Genomic DNA, 22,235 nt, shown 5'->3' with positions numbered 1-22,235 from the left:
CGTGACGGTTTGAACCCCCTAAACCGTGGGCTCGGGCGCCGGCGTTCCCGTGGGCGTCAGCGGGCGGATCGGGCTGACCCGCACGCGGTTGCTGCAGGGGCTGAACGCCATGTCCATCGAAACCGCCGCGGTGTCGCCCGGCGCAGTCACGCGCAGGCGCGTCACATTGGGGCAGGTGGTCTGGCCCTGCGCCTCGTTGGGCACGACGTTCCAGGCGATCTCGAAGGCGGCCTTGGCCTGCGGGGCCAGCAGCACCGGCGACGGCGCCTGGCCCTGGGTGAAGTAGCTTCCGGGGCTTTGCTCGCTGCGGATGGCGGTCAGGTTGCGGCCCTGGCGATCCTGCAGGACCACGCCGGGATAGCCCGTCAGGCTGCAGGCCGTCGCGCCGATGTTCTGGACGCCGATGTTGGAAACCCGGTTGCCCGCCCCGGCGTCGCCGCCCTCGTTGGACAGCTTCAGCTGCGGACCCCGGCAGGGCGCGGCGGCGGGCAGGACGCCGCCCGGGGCCGGCTGGGGCGTCGGGACGGGACCGGGCGCGACGACGGGGCCGGGGGACGGGCGGCTGCAGCGTTCCAGCACCGCCGTGCCGACTTCCTCATTGGGCCCCAGACGGCTGAGGGTGGCGCTCTCGGCGCCGTCGCGGGTGGCGGTCCACCATTCGACGCCCGCGCCGATGTAGCGTGCGCCCGAGGCCGACTGGGAGATGCGCAGAGCATAGGTCTGGCCCTTGTAGGCCAGCTGGGCGGTCGAATCGTCCGGATAGGCGACGGTGATCGACTGGCCGCTTTCGCAGGCGTAGCTGACCGGCGGCGCGGCCGGGGTCGTCGGCGCGGGCGACGGCGGGACAGGAGCCGGCGGCTGCTCGGATTCAGGCGAACAGGCCGCGACGGCCAGGGCCAGAATGGAAACGGCGGTGGTGCAGGCGGCTGTCAGGCGCATGGAGAAGATCCCTTTCCCGGTCGCAGCGTTAACGCCACCGAACGGCAAAGGCTCCGCTTGCGCAAGCCCGAGATCAGGCCTGATCCATGACCGCCGGGCCGCCCATGATGGGGTCGCTGATCGAATCCGCGCCCGTTTCGAGCCGCCCCGCCAACCGTCGGAGATAGCCGCCCGCGCCGGAGCGGCTCAAGGAGAGGTCGTACCAGCCCTGGCTCGCGGCGACCGGCCAGCGGCGGGTGACGGTCGAGCCCGGCGCGATCTCGACGGTCCAGGGCGCCCCGTCAGGCGAATAGGCGTCGGCGATCTCGATCATCCGGACGGCGGCGCCGGGATTGGCGACGGTCAGGACCAGTTCGCAGCGGTCCGGATGCTGGGCCAGAGCGAGGCTGGGCTCGTCGCCGCTGGCGTCACCGATCAAATGACGGTGGAAGCCGTTGGGCCCGAGAATCCACAGGTCGTAGGGGCCCGGCTCCCAGACTCCTCGTAGGACGCCGCCAGGCCCGACGGTGTAGCGGCGGGGCGTGCGGTCGAGGCGCAGGCGGTCGTAGACATGGAAGACCGCGCCGGCTGCGCCGTGATTGCGGAAGGTCAGGGCGACCGCGCTGCTCTCCTGGGCTTCATCGACACCGAGGGCGTATGGCAGGGCGCGGGAAGGCCGGAAGCCTGGGGCCTGAACGGGCGCGCCCGCCGTCGCCGGAGTCTCCGGCGTGGTCCGCCCGGGCAGGGCCGCCGCGCGGGCCGCCGCTTCGCCGGTCGACGGCAGGGCCGTGAAGGGGGCAGCGTTGGGCGTGCGGAAATCGAAGGCGCCGGTCAGGTCGCCGCAGACCGCGCGCCGCCAGGCGGAGATGTTGGGCTCCATCACGCCGAAGCGGGTCTCGAGGAAGCGGATCACCGAGGTGTGGTCGAAGACCTGGGAATTGACCCAGCCGCCCCGACTCCAGGGCGAGATGACGTACATCGGCACGCGGGGGCCCAGGCCGTAGGGCCGACCGACGAACTCGGGGCGTTCGGCGCGGGCTTCGCTCGGCGTGGTCGCCAGATGGTATTCACCGGTCGTATCGACCGTGGAGCCGCCCATGGCGGGCGAGGCCGCGCCGTCGGCCAGCGCCGGGGGAGCCGGCGGGGGGACGTGGTCGAAGAAGCCGTCGTTCTCGTCGAAGGTGACGAACAGGGCGGTGCGGGCCCAGACCTTCGGATCGGCGGTCAGGGCCTCGATGACCCGCGCGGTGTAGTCGGCGCCCTGGGCCGGACTGGAGGGGCCGGGGTGTTCGGAATCCGCGGCCGGGGCGACGATCCATGACACCCGCGGCAGCGCGCCGGCGAGGACATCTTCACGCAGGCCGTCCAGATGCCGGGTGCTGAGGGCCAGCGCGGCGAGGCGTGGGTCTGCGCCCGGCGCGCCCGCGTGGCTGTCGCGGAAGGACTGGAACCCGGCGGTGGGATTGTCGGTGAAGTTGTCCGCCATGTCCTGATAGATGCGCCAGCTGACGCCCGCGGCCAGCAACCGCTCGGGATAGGTGGTCCAGCGGTAGCCGTCGGCATGACCGCCGTCCGCCGCCAGGGCGTCATGCGAGTTGGAGATGGACGGCCCGCCCCGCATCCCGGTCGGATCGTTGGTCCCGGTCCAGAGGAACAGCCGGTTGGAGTTGGTGCCGGTCTGTATCGAGCAATGATAGGCGTCACAGAGGGTGAAGGCCTCGGCCAGGGCGTACTGGTAGGGAATGTCCTCCTGGCGGAAATAGCCCATGGAATGTTCGGTCTTGGCGACCGGCCAGGCGGCCATCCGGCCCTGATCCCAGGCGGCCTGGGCGTCGGGCCAGCTGTGGGGCGTGCCCTCCACGCGCATGAGCCGGAAATCCTCGGCGGTGTTCAGCGCGAAGGGCGAGACCAGGGACGGCCGCCCGGGCTTGCCCGGATTGGCCTGAACCCAGCAGGTCCCGCCCTTGCGGTCGGCGGTGTCCGGCAGCGGAATGGGGAAGCGGTCCCCGAAGCCGCGGACGCCGCGCAGGGCGCCGAAGTAGTGATCGAACGAGCGATTTTCCTGCATCAGGATGACGACATGGTCGATGTCGGTGATGTCGCCGGCGCGGACGTCGGCATCGATGCCCATGGCTTTCGCGATGGCAGGAAGCATCAAGGCCCCGCCGCCGGCGGCGAGCAGAAGGCGGCGGCGGTCAACGTCCATGGTCGGCTCCGGGCTGATTCCGCACCGAAGCACAGCCGTGCGAACCCGGGATGACGGCTCGCGTCAGGCCGTCAGGACGCGCGGCAGCTTGAAGGTGACGGTCTCGCGCTCGCCGGCGTCCTCGACCACATCGGCGTCAAAGCGGTCGCGGACGGCCTGCACCAGATCTTCGATCAACCGCTCGGGCGCCGAGGCCCCGGCGGTGATGCCCAGGGTCGACACCCCGTCCAGCCAGGCCCAGTCGACGTGGCTGGCGTCATCCACCAACCGGGCGTCGCGGGCGCCGGCCTTGATCGCCACCTCGACGAGGCGGACCGAGTTGGACGAATTCTTGGACCCCACCACCAGCACCAGATCGCATCCGTCGCCCAGCCGCTTCACGGCCTCCTGACGGTTGGTGGTGGCGTAGCAGATGTCTTCCTTGTGCGGGTCGGGCAGCTCCGGGAAGCGCCGCTTCAGGGCCGCCAGGATCTCGGCGGTGTCGTCCACCGACAGGGTGGTCTGGGTCGCATAGGCCAGGGGGGCGTCGCCCGGGCGCTGGAACGCCTCGGCGTCTTCGACCGTCTCGACCAGGCTGATGGCCCCGGCCGGAAGCTGGCCCATGGTGCCGACCACCTCCGGGTGTCCGGCATGGCCGATCAGGATGATGTGCTTTCCCGCCGCGTGGTGCCGCTCGGCCTCGACGTGGACCTTGGAGACCAGCGGGCAGGTGGCGTCGAGGAACAGCATCTCGCGCGAGCGGGCGGTGGCGGGCACGGACTTGGGCACGCCGTGGGCGGAGAAGACCACCGGACGGTCGTCGGGGCAGTCGTCCAGTTCCTTGACGAAGACGGCCCCCATGGCGCGCAGCCGCTCGACGACGTGACGATTGTGCACGATCTCATGCCGCACATAGACCGGGGCGCCGTACTTCTCGATGGCCCGTTCGACGATCTGGATGGCCCGGTCCACGCCGGCGCAGAACCCGCGCGGCGTGGCGAGACGCACGGTCAGGGGACGCTTGTCCGCCGGTCGGATCGGCTGATGAACGGTCATGGGCCGGAACCTAGTCGTTCGGACCGTTCGCCGCCACCGCCGTTTCCGCGTCCGGCGGGTTTGCCGCGCCTCGGTTTAGCCGCTATCAGCGGCAAGCGTGCGGACGGCGTCGGGCTGTCGCCGCCTCCTCGTGATCTGGAAGAGCATTGATGCGTCGCGTCCTGAAGGTTTCCCTGGCCTCGGCTCTTGTCGCCGCCACCCTCGCGGCCGTCGCGCCCGTCGCCGTCGCGCAGAGCCGCCCGGGCGGACAGGATCCGTCGGGCCGCCCCGACAGCTCCTCGACGGGCGACCAGGCCGGCAGCCAAGCCCGTCGGGTGCGCATCGCCCCGCTGCAGCGCCGTTCCGCCGCCGGTCCCTGCCCCTATGTGAAGATCCTCTATGACGCCGCCCGCTACGTCGAGCTGACCGGCGACCGGGTCGCGGCCGCCAACGTCGGCTACACCGGCGAAATGGAAGGCCTGGTGTCTGACTGCGCCTATCAGGGTGATGAGCCGATCCAGGTCGAGACGCGGGTGCTGTTCAACCTGGGCCGCGGACCGCAGGCGCAGGGCAACGGCCGCACCTACCGCTACTGGATCGCCGTCACCGAGCGGAACAGCGCCGTGCTGGAGAAGACGTATTTCGACCTGCCGGTGACGTTCGAGAACGGCGCCACGACGACGACGGTCACCCAGGACAACACGATCATTATCCCGCGCGCCTCGGCCACGACCCCCGGCGATCACTTCGAGATCCTGGTCGGTTTCGACATCACGCCGCAGATGGCCGAGTTCAACCGATCGGGCAGCCGTTTCCGCGTCAACGCGGGCGCCGCCGCTCCCGCGACCCAGCCCCCGGCCCAGTAAATGACCGATCTCAGAACGGAACTGGGCGAAGCGGTCGGGGCCGCCTTCGCCGCCGAAGGCGTGGATCCCGCGCTGGCGCGCGTCACCCCCTCGGACCGGCCCGACCTGGCCGACTTCCAGTCCAACGGCGCCCTGGCCGCGGCCAAGGCGTTGAAAGCCAATCCGCGTGAGCTGGCCGGCAAGATCGCGGCGCGTCTGGAAGGCGACCCGCGCCTGGCCTCGGTCGAGATCGCGGGCCCGGGCTTCATCAACCTGAAAATCGCCGACGCCGCCCTCGCCCAACGCGCGACCGAAGTGGCCACGGACGCCGAACACGCCGGAGCCGCGGTCGTCGCCGAGGCCCGCAAGGTGGTCATCGACTATGGCGGCCCGAACGTGGCCAAGCCGATGCACGTCGGCCACCTGCGCAGCGCCATCATCGGCGAAAGCCTGAAGCGGCTGTTCCGCTTCCGCGGCGACGATGTGACCGGTGACGCCCACTTCGGCGACTGGGGCTTCCAGATGGGTCTGCTGATCGTCGCCTGCGGCGACGAGGGGCTGGCCGACGCCTTCATGGTCGAGGGCGATGGCCCCTTCCCGACCGAAAGCCCGGTGACCCTGGCCGATCTTGACCGGCTGTATCCGCTGGCCGCCGGCAAGGCCAAGGAAGACCCCGCTTTCCGCGACCGCGCCCGCAAGGCGACGGCGGAGCTGCAGGGCGGCCGCCCCGGCTACCGCGCGCTGTGGACGCATTTCGTGGCGGTCAGCCGCGAGGCGCTGAAGCGCGAGTACGGCGACCTGTCGGTCGATTTCGACCTGTGGAACGGCGAGAGCGACGCCGATCCGCAGATGCCCGAGATGCTGGAGCATCTGAAGGCGACCGGCCTGCTGGTTCCCGACGATGGGGCCCAGGTGGTGCATGTCGCCCGGCCCGGCGAGACCCGCAAGAAGAAGCTGGCCGACGGTTCGGTGATCGAGGCCCCGTCTCCGCCGCCCCTGCTGGTGATCAGCTCGGAAGGCTCTGCCATGTACGGCACGACCGACCTGGCCACGATCCTGGATCGGAAGAAGGCGCTGGCGCCGGACCTGGCCCTGTACGTCGTCGACGAGCGCCAGGCCGAGCATTTCGAACAGGTGTTCCGCGCCGCCTATTTGGCGGGCTACGCGGCCGAAGGCGCTTTGGAGCACCTCGGCTTCGGAACCATGAACGGCCAGGACGGCAAGCCCTTCAAGACCCGCGCGGGCGGTGTTCTGAAGCTGCGCGACCTGATCGATCAGGCGACCGAAAAGGCCCGTGAGCGGCTGCACGAGGCCAAGCTGGGCGACGACCTGCCCACCGACGAGTTCGAGGCCATCGCGCACAAGGTGGCCATCGCCGCGCTCAAGTTCGCCGACCTGTCGAACGCCCGGACCACCAGCTACGTCTTCGACCTCGACCGTTTCATGAGCTTCGAGGGCAAGACCGGCCCCTACCTGCTGTACCAGGCGGTACGGATCAAATCCCTGCTGCGCCGGGGCGAGGAACAGGGCGCCAAGGCCGGAGCCATCGTCATCGCGGAACCGGCGGAGCGCGACCTGGCCCTGACGCTGGACGCGTTCTCGCAGGCGGCGGCCGAAGCCTATGACAAGCGCATGCCGCACGTGATCGCCGAGCACGCCTACCGGCTGGCCCAGTCGTTCTCGAAATTCTACGCCGCCTGCCCCGTGCTGGTGGCGCCGGACGAGGCGACCAAGGCGTCGCGGCTGGCCTTGTCGAAGGCCACGTTGGATCAGTTGGTCCTGACGCTGAGCCTGCTGGGAATCGACACGCCGGAGCGGATGTAGGCTAGACTGACGGGGCCTTTCAGGAGCCCCCTCATGTCGCTCGACGCCTATATCGCCGGCCTGCCCAAGGCCGAGCTTCATCTGCACATCGAGGGCAGCCTGGAGCCCGAGCTGATGTTCGAGCTGGCGCAGCGCAACGGCGTGGCCATCCCGTTCGACAGCGTCGAAGCCGTGCGCGCGGCCTATGACTTCTCGAACCTGCAGGACTTCCTGGACATCTATTACGCCGGGGCCAACGTCCTGCTGACGCGCAAGGATTTCGAGGACCTGGCCTTCGCCTATTTCCAGCGCGCCGCCGCCGACAACGTCCGGCATGCCGAAATCTTCTTCGATCCCCAGACCCACACGGACCGTGGCGTCGAATTCGGCGTGGTGGTCGAGGGCCTGATCGCGGGCATGGATCGGGCGAAGAGCGAGTTGGGCGTCACCAGCGGTCTGATCCTCAGCTTCCTGCGCCATCTGACCGAGGAAGAGGCCTTCGCCACGCTGGAGATGGCCAAGCCCTACCTGCATCACTTCATCGGCGTGGGCCTGGATTCGTCCGAGGTCGGGCACCCGCCTTCGAAGTTCGTGCGCGTCTTCGCCGCCTCCCGCGAACTGGGCCTGAAGCTGTGCGCCCACGCCGGGGAAGAAGGCCCGCCCGCCTATGTGCACGAGGCGCTGGACCTGCTGCACATCGACCGCATGGACCACGGCAACCGCTCGATGGAGGACGAAAGCCTGATCGAACGCCTCGCCGCCGAGCAGATGACCCTGACCGTCTGTCCTCTGTCGAACCTGAAGCTCTGCGTGGTCAACGACCTGAAGGATCACCCGGTCCCGGAGATGTTGCGCCGGGGCCTGCACGTCACCCTGAACTCGGACGATCCCGCCTATTTCGGCGGCTATGTGAACGCCAACTACGCCCGGCTGGCGCAGGCCGTGGGCCTGACCCGCGAGCAGGTGACGCAGATCGCGATCAACAGCTTCGAGGGCAGCTTTCTGAGCGAAGCGGACAAGGCGGCGCGGATCGCGGAAGTGAAGACGTACTCGAGCGTCTGAACCTCATCTCCGAGGCCGGTCGGTCTACGGGCACGGATACTGCCGCCGGATAACCTCGCGCAGGCCATCGGTGATCGTCATGCGTCGACGGCGGGATTCGGGGATCGCCTTGAGTTGACCCAGGGTGGCCTCGGTATTGAACGTGAAGGTGTCGGGTAGACACGTCTGAGGCGGCTGGTTCGCTTCCCGCGCCCGATACTGCGCCGTGGCGATGAGTATCAGGCCGGCTTCGACCTCGCGCTTGAGGCGACGATAGTCGGATCGCAAAAGAGCGAGCGGATTGCGCGGAATGCGATCAGCCGTCGCGATGAATTCGTTCAGCGGCATGGTCTGGGCGGAGGCCGAACTCGGCATGGCAGTCCCCAGCATCGCGACACCCGCGATGATCCACACGATCCGCCACATCCCCAACCTCCCTGATACAGCACAGCTACAGGATGGCGTTTTAGCTGAACGCGAAATGAACGGCGCCGCCGCACGGATGGCGGCGCGCCCGCATGGCATGGAAACCCGCCGCCACGGCCACGTCATTGGCGGCCCGATCCGCCCGTCCCGCTTGACTTCACGCCGGAGTCGGGGCCTAGGTCCGCTCGCTCTCGCGGGAGAGATCGGGACTGCTTCGGCAGGCCCGGAGCCGAAGGCGCAACCGCCCCGGAAACGCTCAGGCAAAAGGACCGCGAAAGCGCACGGACGCTGGAAAGCCGCCGAATGGCGCGCCGACGGAGCAAGTCCCGGATCACGTCCGGGGCGGAATCTCTCAGGCTTCAGGACAGCGGGGGCGCGTAGACGGCGGAGCTTCCGCCAAAACCCGCGACCGTGAGAGTCTGATGACCGACCAAGCCTTGAAGACCACTCCCCTGAACGCCGCCCACCGCGCGCTGGGCGCCCGCATGGTCGGCTTCGGCGGCTATGACATGCCGGTGCAGTACGAGGGTGTTCTGGCCGAACACCGCTGGACCCGCGAGCACGCCGGCCTGTTCGACGTTTCGCACATGGGCCAGTGCAAGATCACCGGCGCGGACGCCGTCGCCCAGTTCGAACGCTTCGTGCCCGGCGACTATCAGGTTCTGAAGTCCGGCCGGCAGAAGTATTCGCTGCTGCTCAACGAGAGCGGCGGCATCATCGACGACCTGATGGCCGGCAAGCCCGACCACGACGGCCTGTTCGTCGTCGTCAACGCCGGCAACAAGGACGAGGACTTCGCCTTCTGGGAAGCCAACCTGCAGGGCGACGCCAAGCTGACCGTGCTGGACCGCGCCCTGATCGCCATCCAGGGGCCCGAGGCCGCCGAGGTCATGGCCGCCCATGACCCGGTCTTCGGCGACTTCGGCTTCATGGACAGCGCCCGCCTGATGCTGTTCGGGGTGGACTGCTACGTCTCGCGCTCGGGCTACACCGGCGAGGACGGCTACGAGATCTCGGTCCCGGCCGCCGACGCCGAGCGCATCTGGAACACCATCCTGCAGGACGCCCGCGTCAAGCCGATCGGCCTGGGCGCTCGCGACAGCCTGCGTCTGGAAGCCGGCCTGCCGCTGCACGGCCACGACATCGACGCCACGACCAGCCCGGTCGAAGGCGCGCTGACGTTCGCCCTGTCCAAGTCGCGCAAGGAAGCTGCGAACTTCAACGGCGCCGACCGCATCCTGAAGGAACTGGCCGACGGCCCGAGCCGCGTCCGCGTCGGCCTGAGCGTCAAGGAAGGCGCCCCGGCCCGCGAAGGCGCCGAGATCGCCGACATGGACGGAAACATCATCGGCACGGTCACTTCGGGCGGCCCGTCGCCGACCTTGGGCCGCAACATCGCCATGGGCTATGTGCCCCCCGCCTTCGCCGAACTGGGCACGGACCTGAAGGTCCTGGTGCGCGGCAAGCCCGCCGCCGCCGAGGTCGTCGCCATGCCCTTCGTCGCCCAACGCTACTACCGCAAACCCAAGGTCTAAGGATCACTCCCATGCGCTTCACCCAGGATCACGAGTGGGTCAAAGTCGACGGCGACATCGCCACCGTCGGCATCAGCAAGCACGCCGCCGACGCCCTGGGCGACGTGGTGTTCGTCGAGACCCCTGACGCCGGCAAGGCCGTCTCGAAGGGCGACAGCTTCGCCGTCGTCGAAAGCGTCAAGGCCGCCTCGGACGTCTACGCCCCGGTGTCGGGTGAAGTCGTCGAGGGCAATGCCGTCCTCGCCTCGGCCCCGGAAACCGTCAACGCCGACCCGGAAGGCGAAGGCTGGTTCGCCAAGATCCGCATCTCGGACGCTTCGCAGGTCGACGCCCTGATGGACCGCGCCGCCTACGACGCCTTCCTGGCCACTCTCTGACGCCGTGTTCACGGTCTACTTCAGCCACGCGACGACGACGCCGTCCCAGCCAGGCCTGCGCCAGCTGGTCGAGGCGGCGCTCGTCGATTGCGGCGCGGAGCGGACCGGTCTGGAGGCTGAAGTCCGACTGAGCGACGGAACGCTTCTGTACCTGTTCGGGGAAGACGAGGACGACGGGATGCTCGCCGAGTATCCCGTCCTCACCCCGACGATCGCCGAGGCCTTGCTGACGATCCTTTCGCGGACCAACAGTTTTTTGCTCGGCGATCCCCGGGGAGCCGCCCTCGTGCGCGTCTCAGGCGTCGTGGGGGAGCCCCGCGCTCCCCTGTTCTTCGCCCCGGAGATCACCGAGATCGAGTCAGCCGACATCCTTCTGGACCTGTTGAAGCAGATTCACGAGGACAACGCGGACTCCGAGCCCACGCCCCGTCCGACGCCTGCTCACGCAGCGCGACGCCCTTCGAAGCCCGACCGAGGCTTCTCAATCCTCGACTTCCTTTTCGGGAAAGCTGTCTAGATGCGTTACCTCCCCCTGACGCCCGACGACCGTGAGGCCATGTTGGCCGCGATCGGCGCGAAATCCATCGACGACCTGTTCGTGGACGTGCCGCAGGCGGCGCGCCGCGAGGGCTTCGTCGACCTGCCGCGCGTGGCCGGCGAGCTGGAGGTCGAGCGCACGCTTTCGGCCATGGCCAACAAGAACGCCTCGGCGGGCTCGGTGCCCTTCTTCTGCGGCGCGGGCGCCTACAAACACCACGTCCCGGCGACCGTGGATCACGTGATCCAGCGGTCCGAATTCCTGACCAGCTACACGCCCTACCAGCCGGAAATCGCGCAGGGCACGCTGCAGTATCTGTACGAATTCCAGACCCAGGTCGCGAACCTGACCGGCATGCCGGTGGCCAACGCCAGCCTCTATGACGGCTCGACCGCCATGGCCGAGGGCGTGCTGATGGCCACCCGCGTGACCCGCCGCAACAAGGCGGTCATCTCGGGCGGGGTGCACCCGCACTACATCCGGGCCACCGAGACCGTGGTCCACGCCGTCGGTGTCGAGACCCTGGCCCTGCCGGCCGCCGTGGACGCCGAGGCCGACGTCATCGCCCAGATCGGCCCCGACACCGCCTGCGTGGTCGTCCAGACCCCGAACGTCTTCGGCACCGCCACTGACGTGACGAAGATCGCCGAAGCCGCCCACGCCGCCGGCGCCCTGCTGATCGTCGTGGTTACCGAGGCCGTGTCGATGGGCCTTCTGAAGTCGCCCGGCGAAATGGGCGCCGACATCGTCGCGGCCGAGGGCCAGTCGATCGGCAACGCCCTGAACTTCGGCGGCCCCTACGTCGGCCTGTTCGCCACGCGCGAGAAGCTGATCCGCCAGATGCCCGGTCGCCTGACCGGCGAGACCGTCGACGCCGACGGCGAGCGCGGCTTCGTCCTGACCCTGTCGACGCGCGAGCAGCACATCCGGCGCGACAAGGCCACGTCGAACATCTGCACCAACTCGGGCCTGTGCACCCTGGCCTTCACCATCCACATGAGCCTGCTGGGCGAGACGGGGCTGCGCAAACTGGCCCTGCTGAACCACGAGAAGGCCGTCGCCACCCGCGACGCCCTGGCGGCGATCCCGGGCGTCGAGATCCTGACCCCGCGCTTCTTCAACGAGTTCGCGGTTCGCCTGCCCAAGAACGCCGCCGAGGTGGTGGACACCCTCGCCGGGCACCATGTGCTGGCGGGCGTGCCCTACAGCCGCCTGGCGCCAGACGCCGGCATGGACGACGTCCTGCTGGTCGCGGCGACCGAAACCACCCTGGATCACGACATCAGATTCCTGGCGAAAGCTCTCGCCACGGTTCTGGCGGCCTGAGCGGAGACGGAACAATGAGCACCATGAACACCGTCGGCCGCCCGACCGCCCCCAATCAAGTCCAGTCCAAGCCCGCCACCCTGACCGGCGGCCGCGGCCTGCTGCAGAATGAAGCCCTGATCTTCGAGGGCGAAGGCTGGGGCAAGACCGGCGTCGACCTGCCGGAACCCAAGACCACAGGTTCGGACCTCGGCGACCTGGTCCGCAAGGATCCGATCGGCCTGCCGGGCCTGTCCGAGCCCGAGGCCATGCGTCACTATGTGCGCCTGAGCCAGAAGAACCACGCCATCGACCTGGCCATCTATCCGCTGGGCTCGTGCACGATGAAGCACAACCCGCGCCTCAACGAGAAGATGGCCCGCCTGCCCGGCTTCTCGGACATCCACCCGCTGCAGCCGATCTCGACGGTGCAGGGCGCTCTGGAGCTGATGGACACCCTGGCCCACTGGCTGAAGACGCTGACCGGCATGCCCGCCGTCGCCCTGTCGCCCAAGGCCGGCGCTCACGGCGAACTGTGCGGCCTGATGGCCATTCGCGCCGCCCACGAGGCCTCCGGCCAGCATGAGAAGCGCCGCAAGGTGCTGGTGCCGACCTCGGCCCACGGCACCAACCCGGCCACGGCCGCCTTCGTCGGCTATTCTGTGGTCGAAGTGGCCCAGACCGACGACGGCCGCGTCGATGTGGCCGACCTGGCCGCCAAGCTGGGTGACGACGTCGCCGCCATCATGGTGACCAACCCCAACACCTGCGGCCTGTTCGAGCGCGACATCCTGGAGATCAGCCGCCTGACCCACGAAGCGGGCGCCTACTTCTACTGCGACGGGGCCAACTTCAACGCCATCGTCGGTCGGGTGCGCCCGGGCGACCTGGGCGTCGACGCCATGCACATCAACCTGCACAAGACCTTCTCGACGCCGCACGGCGGCGGCGGTCCGGGCGCGGGTCCGGTGGTGCTGTCCGAGGCCCTGGCCCCCTTCGCCCCGGCCCCCTGGGTCGTCCACGACGCCGACGGCTACCGCCTGGTCGAGCGCGAGGAAGACGAGGCCGCCCAGGCCTTCGGCCGCCTGTGCGCCTTCCAGGGCCAGATGGGCATGTACGTCCGCGCCCTCAGCTACATGCTGAGCCACGGTTCGGACGGCCTGCGCCAAGTGGCTGAGGACGCCGTCCTGAACGCCAACTACATCAAGGCCCGCCTGCAGGACCTGATGAGCCCGGCGTTCCCGGAGGGTCCGTGCATGCACGAGGCCCTGTTCGACGACGAGTGGCTGAAGGGCACGGACATCACCACGCTCGACTTCGCCAAGGCGATGATCGACGAGGGCTTCCACCCGATGACCATGTATTTCCCGCTGGTCGTCCACGGGGCCATGCTGATCGAGCCGACCGAGACGGAATCGAAGGCCGAGCTGGACCGCTTCATCCACGCCATGCGCCTGCTGGCGGAAGCCGCCAAGGCCGGCGACGTCGATCGCTTCAAGGGCGCGCCGTTCCACGCCCCCCTGCGGCGCCTGGACGAGACCCGCGCCGCCCGCTCGCCGGTGCTGCGCTGGACCGCTCCGGAAGGCTCCAACCAGGCGGCCTGATCCCCGATAGCCTCCCCCGCCGCGCGGGGGGAGGCCGTCATGCCCCGATGCGCCTGAGCGCCGCGAAGGCCGCACGACCAAAGACCTCCGGATCCCCTGACGGGTCTTTCAGCCAGGCGTCGGAGGACAGCTTCAGGATGCTGACGGCGGCGCCCGCGACGACTCGGCAGTCGATGTCGTCCTCAGGCAGTCCCTTGCGCGCCGCCAGGGTCTGCGCCAGCAGCCGCTCGATCCGCTCGTACTTGGCCTGGTCCCCGGGCTGCAGGGACGGCGTGCAACCGATCAGGGCGGCCACGGCGCGCATTTCCTCGGACCGATAACGCTGCGACAGATCGACGAAGGCGTTCTCCACCATGTCCAGCAACGGCTCGTCCGCCGGCCGCGCAGCCACCGCGTCGGCGATCACTTGCGGGAATTCCGCCTTGGTCGAGAGGATGATCTCCTCCTTGCTGCCGAAATAGTTCAGCAGGGTCCGCCGCGAGACGTCGGCCGCCGCCGCCACCTCGTCCAGGGTCGTGGCCTCGAACCCCTTGTCGAGAAACAGCCGGACGCCTTCCGTCTGAATGCGGGCGTGCGTCTCCGCGCGCTTGCGCTCGCGCAGGCCGGGTTCATTGGAGGAATTGTTATCTTGCACTTCTTGCATATTTGCACCGGATGCAGATATGCAAGCCGGCGCCCTTCAAGGCGACTGGTTTCAGCGACAGGATAAAGCCGATGGCGACGTGGACTACAAAGGATATTCCCGATCAGAGCGGCAGGCTGGCCGTGGTGACCGGCGCGACCGGCGGGCTGGGGCTGGAAACGGCTATCGCTCTTGCGGGCGCGGGCGCCGAGGTGGTGCTGGCGGCCCGAAACCCCCGGAAGGGCGCCGAGGCCGAACAGCTGATCCGCGCGCGCCATCCCTCGGCGAATGTGCGCTTCGACCTGTTGGACCTGGGCGATCTGGCCTCGGTCACGGCCTTCGCCGACCGCTACCTGGCCGCCGGCCGGCCGATCGACATTCTGATCAACAATGCGGGTGTCATGGCCCTGCCGAAGCGGCAGAGCACGGCCGACGGGTTCGAGATGCAGTTCGGCACGAACTACCTCTCCCATTTCGCCCTGACGGCGCGCCTGCTGCCCCTGCTGATGGCGGCGAAAGCCCGGGTGGTGCAATTGTCCAGCATGGCGCACCGCGGAGGCCGGATCCGACTGGACGACCTCAACTACGAACAGGGTTATCGACCCTGGCCGGTCTACCAGCAGTCCAAGTTGGCCATGCTGATGTTCGCCCTCGAGCTGGATCGTCGCAACCGGGCGAACGGCTGGGGCCTAACCAGCGTCGCCGCCCATCCCGGCTTCGCGCGAACAGACCTGATCACCAACGGACCGTCGGTGGACGGCAGCGGCCTGTTCGCATGGGCTACGAGCCTGATCACGCCGTTCCTTAGCCATTCGGCGGCGCAGGGCGCCCTGCCGACCCTGATGGCCGCCACGGCGCCCGGCGTCGCCGGAGGCCAGTATTTCGGACCCCAAGGCTGGCAAGAGATGAAGGGCCCGCCCGGGCGCGGCAAGATCGAATCCCAGGCGCTGGACGCAGCCGTCGCGGCGAAACTCTGGGCCGCATCGGAGCAACTGACCGGCGTCGCCTTCCCCTGACGCGCGCGCCCGCTTCCTCCCGCACCTGCGAAGCACGCCAAAGTGAACGTCCTCTCCCGTCAGAGGCGTATGCTTGGCGTGCGTTATCAGAACCGGAAACAGGCGTTGGAGGCGCTGCAGGTCATGATGTCACGCGTACAAAAGGGTCTGGTCGCGGGTTTTGCGGCCACCGTGGCGGTCTCGATCATCGAGGCCGTGAACATGACGGTCGGGCATTGGGCGGTCAGCTTCCCGCAACTGCTCTCCGTCATGCTGAGGACACCGGATATTCCGGCCGTCGGGTGGATCGCGCACATCGTGGTCGGCACCCTGGTGCTGGGACCGCTGTTCGCCATTCTCTGTCCCCGGCTGCCGACGGACACGCCTGAATCCAAGGGCATCCTGTTCGCCGTGGGGGCTTTCATCCTGATGGGCCTGACGGTGGCGCCGATCGCCGGCATGGGCATGTTCTTCATGCGCGGCGGCTTCGGCACCCTGGCCTGGATGATCGTGAGCCACGCGATCTTCGGGATCGTCCTGGGCAACGTCTACGGACGGCTGGTGCGGCGCGAAAAGCTGCATCCGCCGATCCATGCGGCTCCGGCCCACTGAGCAAGAAAAAGGCCCCGCCGACGAACCGGCGGGGCCTGATTGTTCTGACCTGACGGCCTGATCAGTTCAGCCGCGTGCCCAGTTGCGCGATAGCGGCGTCGAGGAGCGGATCGCTCTTCTGGCCGGCCACGCGGGCGGTCAGGATCTGTTCGGCGGCCTTGGCGGCCAGATCGGCGGCGGCGGCTTTCACTTCAGCGGCGGCCTGAGCCTCGGCCTGGGCGATGCGACGCTCGGCCAGAGCCTGACGACGCGCCAGGGTCTCTTCCAGCTTGATCTTCGCTTCGTCTTCCATGCGGCGGGCGTCGCTTTCGGCGGCCTTCAGCATTTCGGCGGCCTGGGCTTCAGCCTCGGCCTTCTCGGCGCGAATCTGGGTCAGCAGGGCCTCGGCTTCGGCGCGCAGACGGGCGGCCTCGTCGAGTTCAGCCTGAATCTTGGCGGCGGCCCCGTCCAGCTGGGCGGCGATGGCCTTGGGGACCTTCACGTAGACCAGGATGGCGAAGAAGACGACCAGGCCGGCGCCGACCCAGAACTCGGCGTTGGCGAGATCCCAGAATTCGCCATGGAAGAAGGCGGGCATCAGGCGGCTCCCTTGACGGCGGCGTCGGCCTCGGCGGCGGTCGCCGCCTTGCCGGTCAGCTTCTCGACGATGGCGCGAGCCGTGTCGGAGGCGATGGCGGAAACATTGGTCATGGCGGCGTCGCGGGTCTTGCCGATGGCGGCTTCAGCCTCGGCGATCCGGGCGTTGACGACGGCTTCCTCGGCGGCGGCGCGCTTGCCGGCTTCCTCGGTCACCCGAGCCTTGGCCGCGGCGGCGGTGGCGCGCGAGGAGGCGCGGGCCTGGGCCACTTCGGCCTGGGCGATCTGGGCCTGCGTGGCGGCTTCGGCCTGAACCTGCCGGGCGGCTTCGACAGCCGAGGCGATGGTGGCGGCGCGCTCGTCCTTCACACCGCGCAGGCGCGGCAGGAAGACCTTGGACAGCAGGAGATAGAGAACGGCGAAGGTGATCAGCAGCCAGAAGATCTGGCCGGCCCACCACTGGAATTCAAACTGGGGCAGCCCGCCGCCCGAGCCGTGCTCGGCTTCGGTTCCGGTCGTGTGGGCCTCGCCATGTCCGGCGGCGACCGTCTCTGCGCCGTGAGCGGCGTTCGAGATGTCCTGAATGGGGGGAGCGTCGCTGGGGTGCGCGGCCATGGTCTGTCCGGTTCGTCAGAAAAGGCGACGGGCGGCGCCCGGCCCGCAAGGGACCGACGCCGCCCGCATGGGTCGTTCAGGTTTAGCTGAAGAGGATCAGCAGGCCGAGCACGAAGGCCAGAATGCCCAGCGCTTCGGTCAGGGCGAAGCCCAGAACCAGGTTGGTGAACTGGCCGCCGGCGGCCGAGGGGTTGCGCAGCGCGCCTTGCAGGAAGCCCGAGAAGATCGTGCCCACGCCGATGCCGGCGCCGATCATGCCCAGGGTGGCGAGGCCAGCACCGATGTATTTTGCTGCTTCAGCGTCCATTTTAGTCGTCCTTAGAGAGTAGTCTTGGGTTGAAGGTAGAGGTGGAAAACGATCAGTGATCCCCGGCGTGAACCGCGTCGTTCAGATACACGCAAGTCAGCACCGCGAACACGAAGGCCTGCAGGAAGGCCACCAGGAACTCCAGCGCCGTCAGGGCCAGAACACCGCCGAACGCCAGACCCGCGGCCACATAGGCCAGGTAGGCGACGCCGCCGCTGGCGGCGAGCGCGCTCAGCGAAACGATGAAGCCGGCGAACACCTTCATGGCGACGTGGCCGCCCAGCATGTTGCCGAAGAGACGAAGCGACAGGGTCACCGGGCGCAGCAGGAACGAGATCACCTCGATCGGCACGACCAGCCACCAGAGATACCACGGCACGCCCGACGGCAGGAACAGCTTGAAGAAGCCCAGGCCGTTCTTGGCCAGACCCACCACGATCACGAGCAGGAAGCTCATCAGGGCGAAGGTCAGGCCGACGGCCAGTTGGGCCGTGGCGGTGAAGACCGTGAACATGCCCAGCATGTTCATCGCCAAGATGAAGATGAAGAGGGTGAAGACGAACGGGAAGAAGGCGCGGCCCTGCGGACCGATGATGCCCACCGCCAGATCGTCGATGAAGCTGAACATGCCCTCGCCGACGACCTGCAGGCGACCGGGAACGACCTTCGGCTTGGCCGTCACGACGGCGAAGAACAACACCACCAGGGTCGCGGCCACGAACATGGCCACGGTCGAGTTGGTGATCGAAAGGTCGATCAGCCCAAGGCCCGGCACCGAGATGGGCGGGATCGCCAGCACCGGCTGGACCTCGAACTGATGCATCGGATCGGCCATGCCGCCGGGTCTCCCAAAGTCAAAACACCGGATCGCCGTAAGGCGACCCGATCAACGGTCCTGTTCGTCCTCGTCCGCGTCGTCCGGAAGGTCCTGTGCGGGACCGTATTCCTTCAGCGCGCGGGCGCTCAGCTTTTTGGCGGAATGCACCGCCAACCAGATCGATACGGCGAAACCCACCAGGGTTCCGACGATGATTCCCCAGGGCATGGTCCCGACCAGAAGATCGAAGCCCCACCCCAGTCCCAGACCCACGAACACCCCGCCGATCATCTCGGCCATGATGCGGTAGCCGTAGCCGACAGCCGTACCGCCATAGGGTGGCGGCTCGGGCGTCGCCCGCGCCTTGAGCGAGTCGGCCTGGGCGTTGAGACGTTTGATCGTCTCTGCGCGGGTTTCCTCGATCGGGGGCATGGCACCCTCAGCGCCTCGACGCATACGCCGGGAGGCGCGGGTCCGAGGGGGTCTGAATTCGGCGCGGAACCTATAGGCGAGACCCCCGCAGGTCAAGGCGGCGTGAGGTTGCTTTAGATCATTGAAAACGCGCACGATTATTTCGCCGTTTGAGCGGGCGTGGCGAACGGTCGCTGTACCACGCGAGGATTCGCGCACGGGCCGTCGAGCCGGGCCGGAAAACTTGCGGCGCCAACGGCGCGACCGGGTCTATCCGCCGGGCGTCTGCACCGTGATCGCCGGCTCCTCGCCGCAGCGCAGGCCGGTGTAGAGGCCGTTGAGGTAGTACCAGCGCTGTTCGATGGACCGCGCCCGGGCCTCGCGGCGCTCGCGCTCGGGTCGGGTCAGGGCGTCCGCGCCGGCCAGGGCCAGGCCCGCGCCGGGGATCAGCATGGAGGCGCCCGCGCGGCCGACGCCGACCACGGAGCTGAATACCCCGCCGCCCTGCCCGCCCCCCATCTGCGCGCTGAGGTCAGCGGCCTCGTCGGAAATCTGCCGGCAGGTCAGGGCCGCGTCGCCGGTGCGGAAGATCTGCAGCTGCTCGGGCGGCGGCGCTTCCGCCGGCGCCTCCTGTGCGATCACGGGCCCGGCGGCGAGCGCCAGGGCGAGGGACACGATGATGGTCTTCATGACGACGCTCCGAACCGCCCCGGTTCGAAACGACATGTCGGCCTTGAGGTTGCCTCAGGCGCGGACGGCGCGGGTCGCCTCGACGCCCAGGGCCTGAAGCGCGGTGGCGGCGATCTGCTCGGCGTTCAGGCCGGCCTGGGCGTACTGGATCGCCGGGCTGTCCTGGTCCTGGAAGATATCGGGCAGATGCAGGGTGCGGATCTTCAGACCGCCGTCCAGCGCGCCCTTCTCGGCCAGCATCTGGAGCACGAAGGCGCCGAAGCCGCCCATGGCGCCCTCCTCCACCGTGATCAGGCATTCATGCTCGCGGGCGAGGCGCAAGATCAGGTCCTCATCCAGCGGTTTGGCGAAACGGGCGTCTGCGACGGTGGCCGAGACGCCGCGCGCGGCCAGGGCGTCGGCGGCCTTGAGCGCTTCCTGCAGGCGGGTGCCCAGCGACAGGATGGCGACGGTCGTGCCCTCGCGGACGATACGGCCCTTGCCGATCGGCAGGGGGGCGGCCAGTTCCGGGATCTCGACCCCGACGCCGTCGCCGCGCGGATAGCGGAAGGCCGAAGGACGGTCGTCGATCTCCAGGCTGGTGGCGATCATGGCCGCCAGCTCTGCCTCATCCGAGGCGGCCATCAGGACCATGCCCGGAAGGGCGCCCATGTAGCCGATGTCGAAACTGCCCGCGTGGGTCGAGCCGTCGGCGCCGACCAGGCCGGCGCGATCCATGGCGAAGCGCACCGGCAGGGACTGGATCGCCACGTCGTGGACGACCTGGTCGTAGCCGCGCTGAAGGAAGGTCGAATAGATGGCGCAGACCGGCTTCATCCCGTCGGCGGCCAGGCCGGCGGCGAAGGTGACGGCGTGCTGTTCGGCGATGCCGACGTCATAGGTCCGGTCCGGGAAGGCGGCGCCGAACAGGTCCAGGCCCGTGCCCGAGGGCATGGCGGCGGTGATGGCGACCACCGTGGGGTCGATCTGGGCCCGCTTGATCAGCTCGGTCCCGAACACCTTGGTGTAGCTGGGGGCGTTGGAGACGGGCTTGGACTGCTTGCCCGAGACGACGTCGAACTTGACCACCGCGTGCAGCTTGTCGGCGCTGCTTTCGGCCGGGGCGTAGCCCTTGCCCTTCTGCGTCACGACATGGACCAGCACCGGGCGGTCGGTGATGGCGGCGGCGTTCTTCAGGATGGGGACCAGGTTGTCCATGTCGTGCCCGTCGATGGGACCGACATAGTAGAAGCCCAGCTCCTCGAAGAAGGTGCCGCCGACGATCATGCCGCGGGCGTATTCCTCGGCCTTGCGGGCGGCGTTCTTGAACGGGCGCGGCAGGTGCTCGACGAACTTCTTGCCGATGTTGCGGACCTGGCGATAGGCGCCGCCCGAGACCTGACGGGCCAGATAGGCGCTCATGCCGCCGACCGGCGGGGCGATCGACATGTCGTTGTCGTTGAGGATGACCATGAGCTGGCCATTGGTCGCCTCGGCGGCGTTGTTCATGGCCTCATAGGCCATGCCGGCGGAGATCGAACCGTCGCCGATGACCGCCACGACGCGGTTGCTCTCGCCCTTCTGGTCGCGGGCGGCGGCGAAACCGAGGGCGGCGCTGATCGAGGTCGAGGCGTGGGCCGCGCCGAAGGGGTCGTATTCGCTCTCGGACCGCTTGGTGAAACCCGACAGGCCGCCGCCCTGACGCAGGGTGCGGATGCGGTCGCGGCGTCCGGTCAGGATCTTGTGCGGATAGCACTGGTGACCGACGTCCCAGATCAGGATGTCCTTGGGCGTCTCGAACACATGGTGCAGGGCGACCGTCAGTTCGACCACGCCCAGACCCGCGCCGAGGTGGCCGCCGGTCACCGATACGGCGTCGATGGTCTCGGTCCGCACGTCGTCAGCCAACTGCTTCAGCTGGGCGATGTCGAAGTCCCGCATGTCGGCGGGGAACTTCACCTGGTCGAGGATCGGGGTATCGGGCATGCGGGCGGTTCGTACCTAGGCCTTTGGTCTTCCAACACGCAGTAGAGCATTTCGCTGCGGTCGAGGTCGATGCGATCTGAAAAATCCGTGCAGGACCAATGCAGGGATCCGCTCCGTATCAGGACCTGCGCTGAAGCACAAAGTCCACGCTGGCCTTAAGGATATCCGCGTCCGGGCCGAACACATCCAGATGGGCGCGGGCCTGGTCGGCCAAGTGCGCGACCCTGTGCCGCGCCTGATCGACGCCCAGCAGGGTGACGAAATTGGTCTTGCCCTGGGCGTGGTCCTTGCGGGCCGCCTTGCCGAGAATGTCCTCGTCGCCCTCGACGTCCAGCAGGTCGTCGACGATCTGGTAGGCGAGGCCGATGTCGTGGGCGAAGCTGGTCAGCGCCTGGCGGTGCACCTCGCGGGCCTGGGCGATGATCAGCGGGATCTCGAAGGCGAAGGTGAACAGGGCGCCGGTCTTGAGCCGCTGCATGCGTGCCACGCCGCCCAGGTCGTCGCGGACGCCCAGCAGGTCGATCATCTGGCCGCCGGCCATGCCCCGCGCGCCGGACGCCATCGACAGCCGGGCCGCCAGTTCGCAGCGGATGCCGGGATCCTCGTGGGTGTCCTCGTGCAGGATGATGTCGAAGGCGGCGGTCTGCAGCGCGTCGCCGGCGAGGACCGCGGTCGCTTCGTCATACGCGATGTGCACGGTCGGACGGCCGCGCCGGACGTCGTCGTCGTCCATGCAGGGCAGGTCGTCATGGACCAGGCTGTAGGCGTGGACGCATTCCAGGGCGCAGGCCGCGCGCAAGACCGGGCGTTCCTCGATATCGAACAGCTGGGCCGCCTCGAGGGCGAAGAAGGGCCGCAGCCGCTTGCCAGGACCGAGCGCGGCGTAGCGCATGGCCTCGGTCAGGCGCGATTCCGGTCCCTCGGCGCGCGGCAGCAGTTCATCCAGCGCCACGGTGACCAGGTCGGCGACCTCGGCCACCCGGTCGATGACGCCCTGCTCCGGCGAGTTGGCG

At 68.6% G+C, this 22,235-nt stretch carries 23 protein-coding genes and 1 riboswitch; of the genes, 10 read left to right on the top strand and 13 right to left on the bottom strand.

Features of this window, described 5'->3' with window-relative positions; translation table 11 throughout:
- Positions 1-18: 18 nt before the first annotated feature.
- The 3 genes from AC1RRF_RS15395 to ispH all read right to left on the bottom strand — a co-directional run bounded on the left by AC1RRF_RS15395 (position 19) and on the right by ispH (position 4,159).
- Positions 19-939: a DUF4232 domain-containing protein gene (locus tag AC1RRF_RS15395; RefSeq protein WP_492836080.1), complete on the bottom strand. Its 921-nt coding sequence runs from the start codon at positions 937-939 to the stop codon at positions 19-21.
- Positions 940-1,012: 73 nt separating this feature from the next.
- The gene (locus tag AC1RRF_RS15390) at positions 1,013-3,124 is read right to left on the bottom strand and encodes a phosphocholine-specific phospholipase C (protein WP_492836078.1); all 2,112 of its coding nucleotides are present in this window, start codon (positions 3,122-3,124) and stop codon (positions 1,013-1,015) included.
- A 63-nt stretch (positions 3,125-3,187) separates the two neighbouring features.
- Positions 3,188-4,159, bottom strand: coding sequence for a 4-hydroxy-3-methylbut-2-enyl diphosphate reductase (ispH, locus tag AC1RRF_RS15385; RefSeq protein WP_492836076.1), 972 nt, complete (start codon positions 4,157-4,159; stop codon positions 3,188-3,190).
- Between the two features lie 149 nt (positions 4,160-4,308).
- Here ispH and AC1RRF_RS15380 point away from each other — a divergent pair, with 149 nt between their 5' ends.
- The 3 genes from AC1RRF_RS15380 to AC1RRF_RS15370 are packed head-to-tail and all read left to right on the top strand — an operon-like array spanning position 4,309 to position 7,848.
- Positions 4,309-5,004 carry a Tat pathway signal sequence domain protein gene (locus AC1RRF_RS15380; protein WP_492836074.1) on the top strand — a complete coding sequence of 232 codons (696 nt, stop codon included), beginning with the start codon at positions 4,309-4,311 and terminating at the stop codon, positions 5,002-5,004.
- The gene (gene argS, locus AC1RRF_RS15375) at positions 5,005-6,807 is read left to right on the top strand and encodes an arginine--tRNA ligase (RefSeq protein ID WP_492836072.1); all 1,803 of its coding nucleotides are present in this window, start codon (positions 5,005-5,007) and stop codon (positions 6,805-6,807) included. It abuts the gene before it with no gap.
- Positions 6,808-6,813: 6 nt separating this feature from the next.
- Positions 6,814-7,848 carry an adenosine deaminase gene (locus tag AC1RRF_RS15370; protein ID WP_492836272.1) on the top strand — a complete coding sequence of 345 codons (1,035 nt, stop codon included), beginning with the start codon at positions 6,814-6,816 and terminating at the stop codon, positions 7,846-7,848.
- Positions 7,849-7,872: 24 nt separating this feature from the next.
- Here the strand turns inward: AC1RRF_RS15370 and AC1RRF_RS15365 are convergent, their stop codons facing one another.
- The gene (locus AC1RRF_RS15365) at positions 7,873-8,253 is read right to left on the bottom strand and encodes a hypothetical protein (protein WP_492836070.1); all 381 of its coding nucleotides are present in this window, start codon (positions 8,251-8,253) and stop codon (positions 7,873-7,875) included.
- Positions 8,254-8,437: 184 nt separating this feature from the next.
- Positions 8,438-8,535: riboswitch (glycine riboswitch) on the top strand.
- Positions 8,536-8,675: 140 nt separating this feature from the next.
- Between AC1RRF_RS15365 and gcvT the strand changes: the two genes are divergently transcribed.
- The 5 genes from gcvT to gcvPB are packed head-to-tail and all read left to right on the top strand — an operon-like array spanning position 8,676 to position 13,612.
- Complete coding sequence (gene gcvT / locus AC1RRF_RS15360; RefSeq protein WP_492836068.1) at positions 8,676-9,788, top strand: glycine cleavage system aminomethyltransferase GcvT; 1,113 nt, start codon at positions 8,676-8,678, stop codon at positions 9,786-9,788.
- Positions 9,789-9,799: 11 nt separating this feature from the next.
- Positions 9,800-10,165: a glycine cleavage system protein GcvH gene (gene gcvH / locus AC1RRF_RS15355; RefSeq protein WP_492836066.1), complete on the top strand. Its 366-nt coding sequence runs from the start codon at positions 9,800-9,802 to the stop codon at positions 10,163-10,165.
- Positions 10,166-10,169: 4 nt separating this feature from the next.
- A complete protein-coding gene (locus tag AC1RRF_RS15350) occupies positions 10,170-10,682 on the top strand; it encodes a hypothetical protein (RefSeq protein WP_492836064.1) in 513 nt (170 codons plus the stop codon).
- A complete protein-coding gene (gene gcvPA / locus AC1RRF_RS15345; protein WP_492836062.1) occupies positions 10,683-12,029 on the top strand; it encodes an aminomethyl-transferring glycine dehydrogenase subunit GcvPA in 1,347 nt (448 codons plus the stop codon).
- A gap of 14 nt (positions 12,030-12,043) precedes the next feature.
- Positions 12,044-13,612, top strand: a complete 1,569-nt coding sequence (gene gcvPB, locus AC1RRF_RS15340) for an aminomethyl-transferring glycine dehydrogenase subunit GcvPB (protein WP_492836060.1) — start codon at positions 12,044-12,046, stop codon at positions 13,610-13,612.
- 37 nt (positions 13,613-13,649) lie between these two features.
- On the opposite strand, the gene AC1RRF_RS15335 is transcribed toward gcvPB, so the two are convergent.
- On the bottom strand, positions 13,650-14,255 hold the full coding sequence (locus AC1RRF_RS15335) for a TetR/AcrR family transcriptional regulator (protein ID WP_492836058.1): 606 nt from the start codon (positions 14,253-14,255) through the stop codon (positions 13,650-13,652).
- Between the two features lie 71 nt (positions 14,256-14,326).
- Here AC1RRF_RS15335 and AC1RRF_RS15330 point away from each other — a divergent pair, with 71 nt between their 5' ends.
- A complete protein-coding gene (locus AC1RRF_RS15330) occupies positions 14,327-15,250 on the top strand; it encodes an SDR family oxidoreductase (protein WP_492836057.1) in 924 nt (307 codons plus the stop codon).
- Between the two features lie 78 nt (positions 15,251-15,328).
- The gene (locus tag AC1RRF_RS15325; RefSeq protein WP_492836055.1) at positions 15,329-15,841 is read left to right on the top strand and encodes a DUF6789 family protein; all 513 of its coding nucleotides are present in this window, start codon (positions 15,329-15,331) and stop codon (positions 15,839-15,841) included.
- Positions 15,842-15,902: 61 nt separating this feature from the next.
- Here AC1RRF_RS15325 and AC1RRF_RS15320 read toward each other — a convergent pair whose 3' ends face one another.
- The 8 genes from AC1RRF_RS15320 to AC1RRF_RS15285 form a co-directional block, all read right to left on the bottom strand.
- Positions 15,903-16,418: a F0F1 ATP synthase subunit B gene (locus AC1RRF_RS15320; protein ID WP_492836053.1), complete on the bottom strand. Its 516-nt coding sequence runs from the start codon at positions 16,416-16,418 to the stop codon at positions 15,903-15,905.
- The gene (locus AC1RRF_RS15315) at positions 16,418-17,032 is read right to left on the bottom strand and encodes a F0F1 ATP synthase subunit B family protein (RefSeq protein WP_492836051.1); all 615 of its coding nucleotides are present in this window, start codon (positions 17,030-17,032) and stop codon (positions 16,418-16,420) included. Before AC1RRF_RS15315 ends, AC1RRF_RS15320 begins: the two co-directional genes overlap by 1 nt.
- Before the next feature lie 82 nt (positions 17,033-17,114).
- Positions 17,115-17,339 carry a F0F1 ATP synthase subunit C gene (locus tag AC1RRF_RS15310; protein WP_209321170.1) on the bottom strand — a complete coding sequence of 75 codons (225 nt, stop codon included), beginning with the start codon at positions 17,337-17,339 and terminating at the stop codon, positions 17,115-17,117.
- Positions 17,340-17,391: 52 nt separating this feature from the next.
- Positions 17,392-18,174, bottom strand: coding sequence for a F0F1 ATP synthase subunit A (locus tag AC1RRF_RS15305; protein WP_492836049.1), 783 nt, complete (start codon positions 18,172-18,174; stop codon positions 17,392-17,394).
- A gap of 51 nt (positions 18,175-18,225) precedes the next feature.
- Entirely contained in the window at positions 18,226-18,588 is a 363-nt protein-coding gene (locus AC1RRF_RS15300; RefSeq protein WP_492836047.1) for an AtpZ/AtpI family protein, read from the bottom strand.
- Between the two features lie 249 nt (positions 18,589-18,837).
- Positions 18,838-19,257 (bottom strand): hypothetical protein, encoded by a 420-nt coding sequence (locus AC1RRF_RS15295; protein WP_492836045.1) that lies wholly within the window; start codon positions 19,255-19,257, stop codon positions 18,838-18,840.
- Between the two features lie 54 nt (positions 19,258-19,311).
- Positions 19,312-21,222, bottom strand: a complete 1,911-nt coding sequence (dxs, locus tag AC1RRF_RS15290) for a 1-deoxy-D-xylulose-5-phosphate synthase (RefSeq protein WP_492836043.1) — start codon at positions 21,220-21,222, stop codon at positions 19,312-19,314.
- A gap of 118 nt (positions 21,223-21,340) precedes the next feature.
- A complete protein-coding gene (locus AC1RRF_RS15285) occupies positions 21,341-22,210 on the bottom strand; it encodes a polyprenyl synthetase family protein (RefSeq protein ID WP_492836270.1) in 870 nt (289 codons plus the stop codon).
- Positions 22,211-22,235 lie beyond the last annotated feature (25 nt).

It is taken from the genome of Brevundimonas sp. GW821-FHT12C05 (assembly GCF_058807475.1).
Note: the sequence above shows the minus strand (reverse complement) of the source record. Positions and strands in the feature narration are given on the sequence as shown.

What these genes read in the sequence shown, in the direction of transcription:
- AC1RRF_RS15395 (WP_492836080.1), bottom strand. Translation starts at nt 939, where the DNA reads ATGCGCCTGACAGCCGCCTGCACCACCGCCGTTTCCATTCTGGCCCTG.
- AC1RRF_RS15390 (WP_492836078.1), bottom strand. Translation starts at nt 3,124, where the DNA reads ATGGACGTTGACCGCCGCCGCCTTCTGCTCGCCGCCGGCGGCGGGGCC.
- ispH (WP_492836076.1), bottom strand. Translation starts at nt 4,159, where the DNA reads ATGACCGTTCATCAGCCGATCCGACCGGCGGACAAGCGTCCCCTGACC.
- AC1RRF_RS15380 (WP_492836074.1), top strand. Translation starts at nt 4,309, where the DNA reads ATGCGTCGCGTCCTGAAGGTTTCCCTGGCCTCGGCTCTTGTCGCCGCC.
- argS (WP_492836072.1), top strand. Translation starts at nt 5,005, where the DNA reads ATGACCGATCTCAGAACGGAACTGGGCGAAGCGGTCGGGGCCGCCTTC.
- AC1RRF_RS15365 (WP_492836070.1), bottom strand. Translation starts at nt 8,253, where the DNA reads ATGTGGCGGATCGTGTGGATCATCGCGGGTGTCGCGATGCTGGGGACT.
- gcvT (WP_492836068.1), top strand. Translation starts at nt 8,676, where the DNA reads ATGACCGACCAAGCCTTGAAGACCACTCCCCTGAACGCCGCCCACCGC.
- gcvH (WP_492836066.1), top strand. Translation starts at nt 9,800, where the DNA reads ATGCGCTTCACCCAGGATCACGAGTGGGTCAAAGTCGACGGCGACATC.
- gcvPA (WP_492836062.1), top strand. Translation starts at nt 10,683, where the DNA reads ATGCGTTACCTCCCCCTGACGCCCGACGACCGTGAGGCCATGTTGGCC.
- gcvPB (WP_492836060.1), top strand. Translation starts at nt 12,044, where the DNA reads ATGAGCACCATGAACACCGTCGGCCGCCCGACCGCCCCCAATCAAGTC.
- AC1RRF_RS15335 (WP_492836058.1), bottom strand. Translation starts at nt 14,255, where the DNA reads ATGCAAGAAGTGCAAGATAACAATTCCTCCAATGAACCCGGCCTGCGC.
- AC1RRF_RS15330 (WP_492836057.1), top strand. Translation starts at nt 14,327, where the DNA reads ATGGCGACGTGGACTACAAAGGATATTCCCGATCAGAGCGGCAGGCTG.
- AC1RRF_RS15320 (WP_492836053.1), bottom strand. Translation starts at nt 16,418, where the DNA reads ATGCCCGCCTTCTTCCATGGCGAATTCTGGGATCTCGCCAACGCCGAG.
- AC1RRF_RS15315 (WP_492836051.1), bottom strand. Translation starts at nt 17,032, where the DNA reads ATGGCCGCGCACCCCAGCGACGCTCCCCCCATTCAGGACATCTCGAAC.
- AC1RRF_RS15310 (WP_209321170.1), bottom strand. Translation starts at nt 17,339, where the DNA reads ATGGACGCTGAAGCAGCAAAATACATCGGTGCTGGCCTCGCCACCCTG.
- AC1RRF_RS15305 (WP_492836049.1), bottom strand. Translation starts at nt 18,174, where the DNA reads ATGGCCGATCCGATGCATCAGTTCGAGGTCCAGCCGGTGCTGGCGATC.
- AC1RRF_RS15300 (WP_492836047.1), bottom strand. Translation starts at nt 18,588, where the DNA reads ATGCCCCCGATCGAGGAAACCCGCGCAGAGACGATCAAACGTCTCAAC.
- AC1RRF_RS15295 (WP_492836045.1), bottom strand. Translation starts at nt 19,257, where the DNA reads ATGAAGACCATCATCGTGTCCCTCGCCCTGGCGCTCGCCGCCGGGCCC.
- dxs (WP_492836043.1), bottom strand. Translation starts at nt 21,222, where the DNA reads ATGCCCGATACCCCGATCCTCGACCAGGTGAAGTTCCCCGCCGACATG.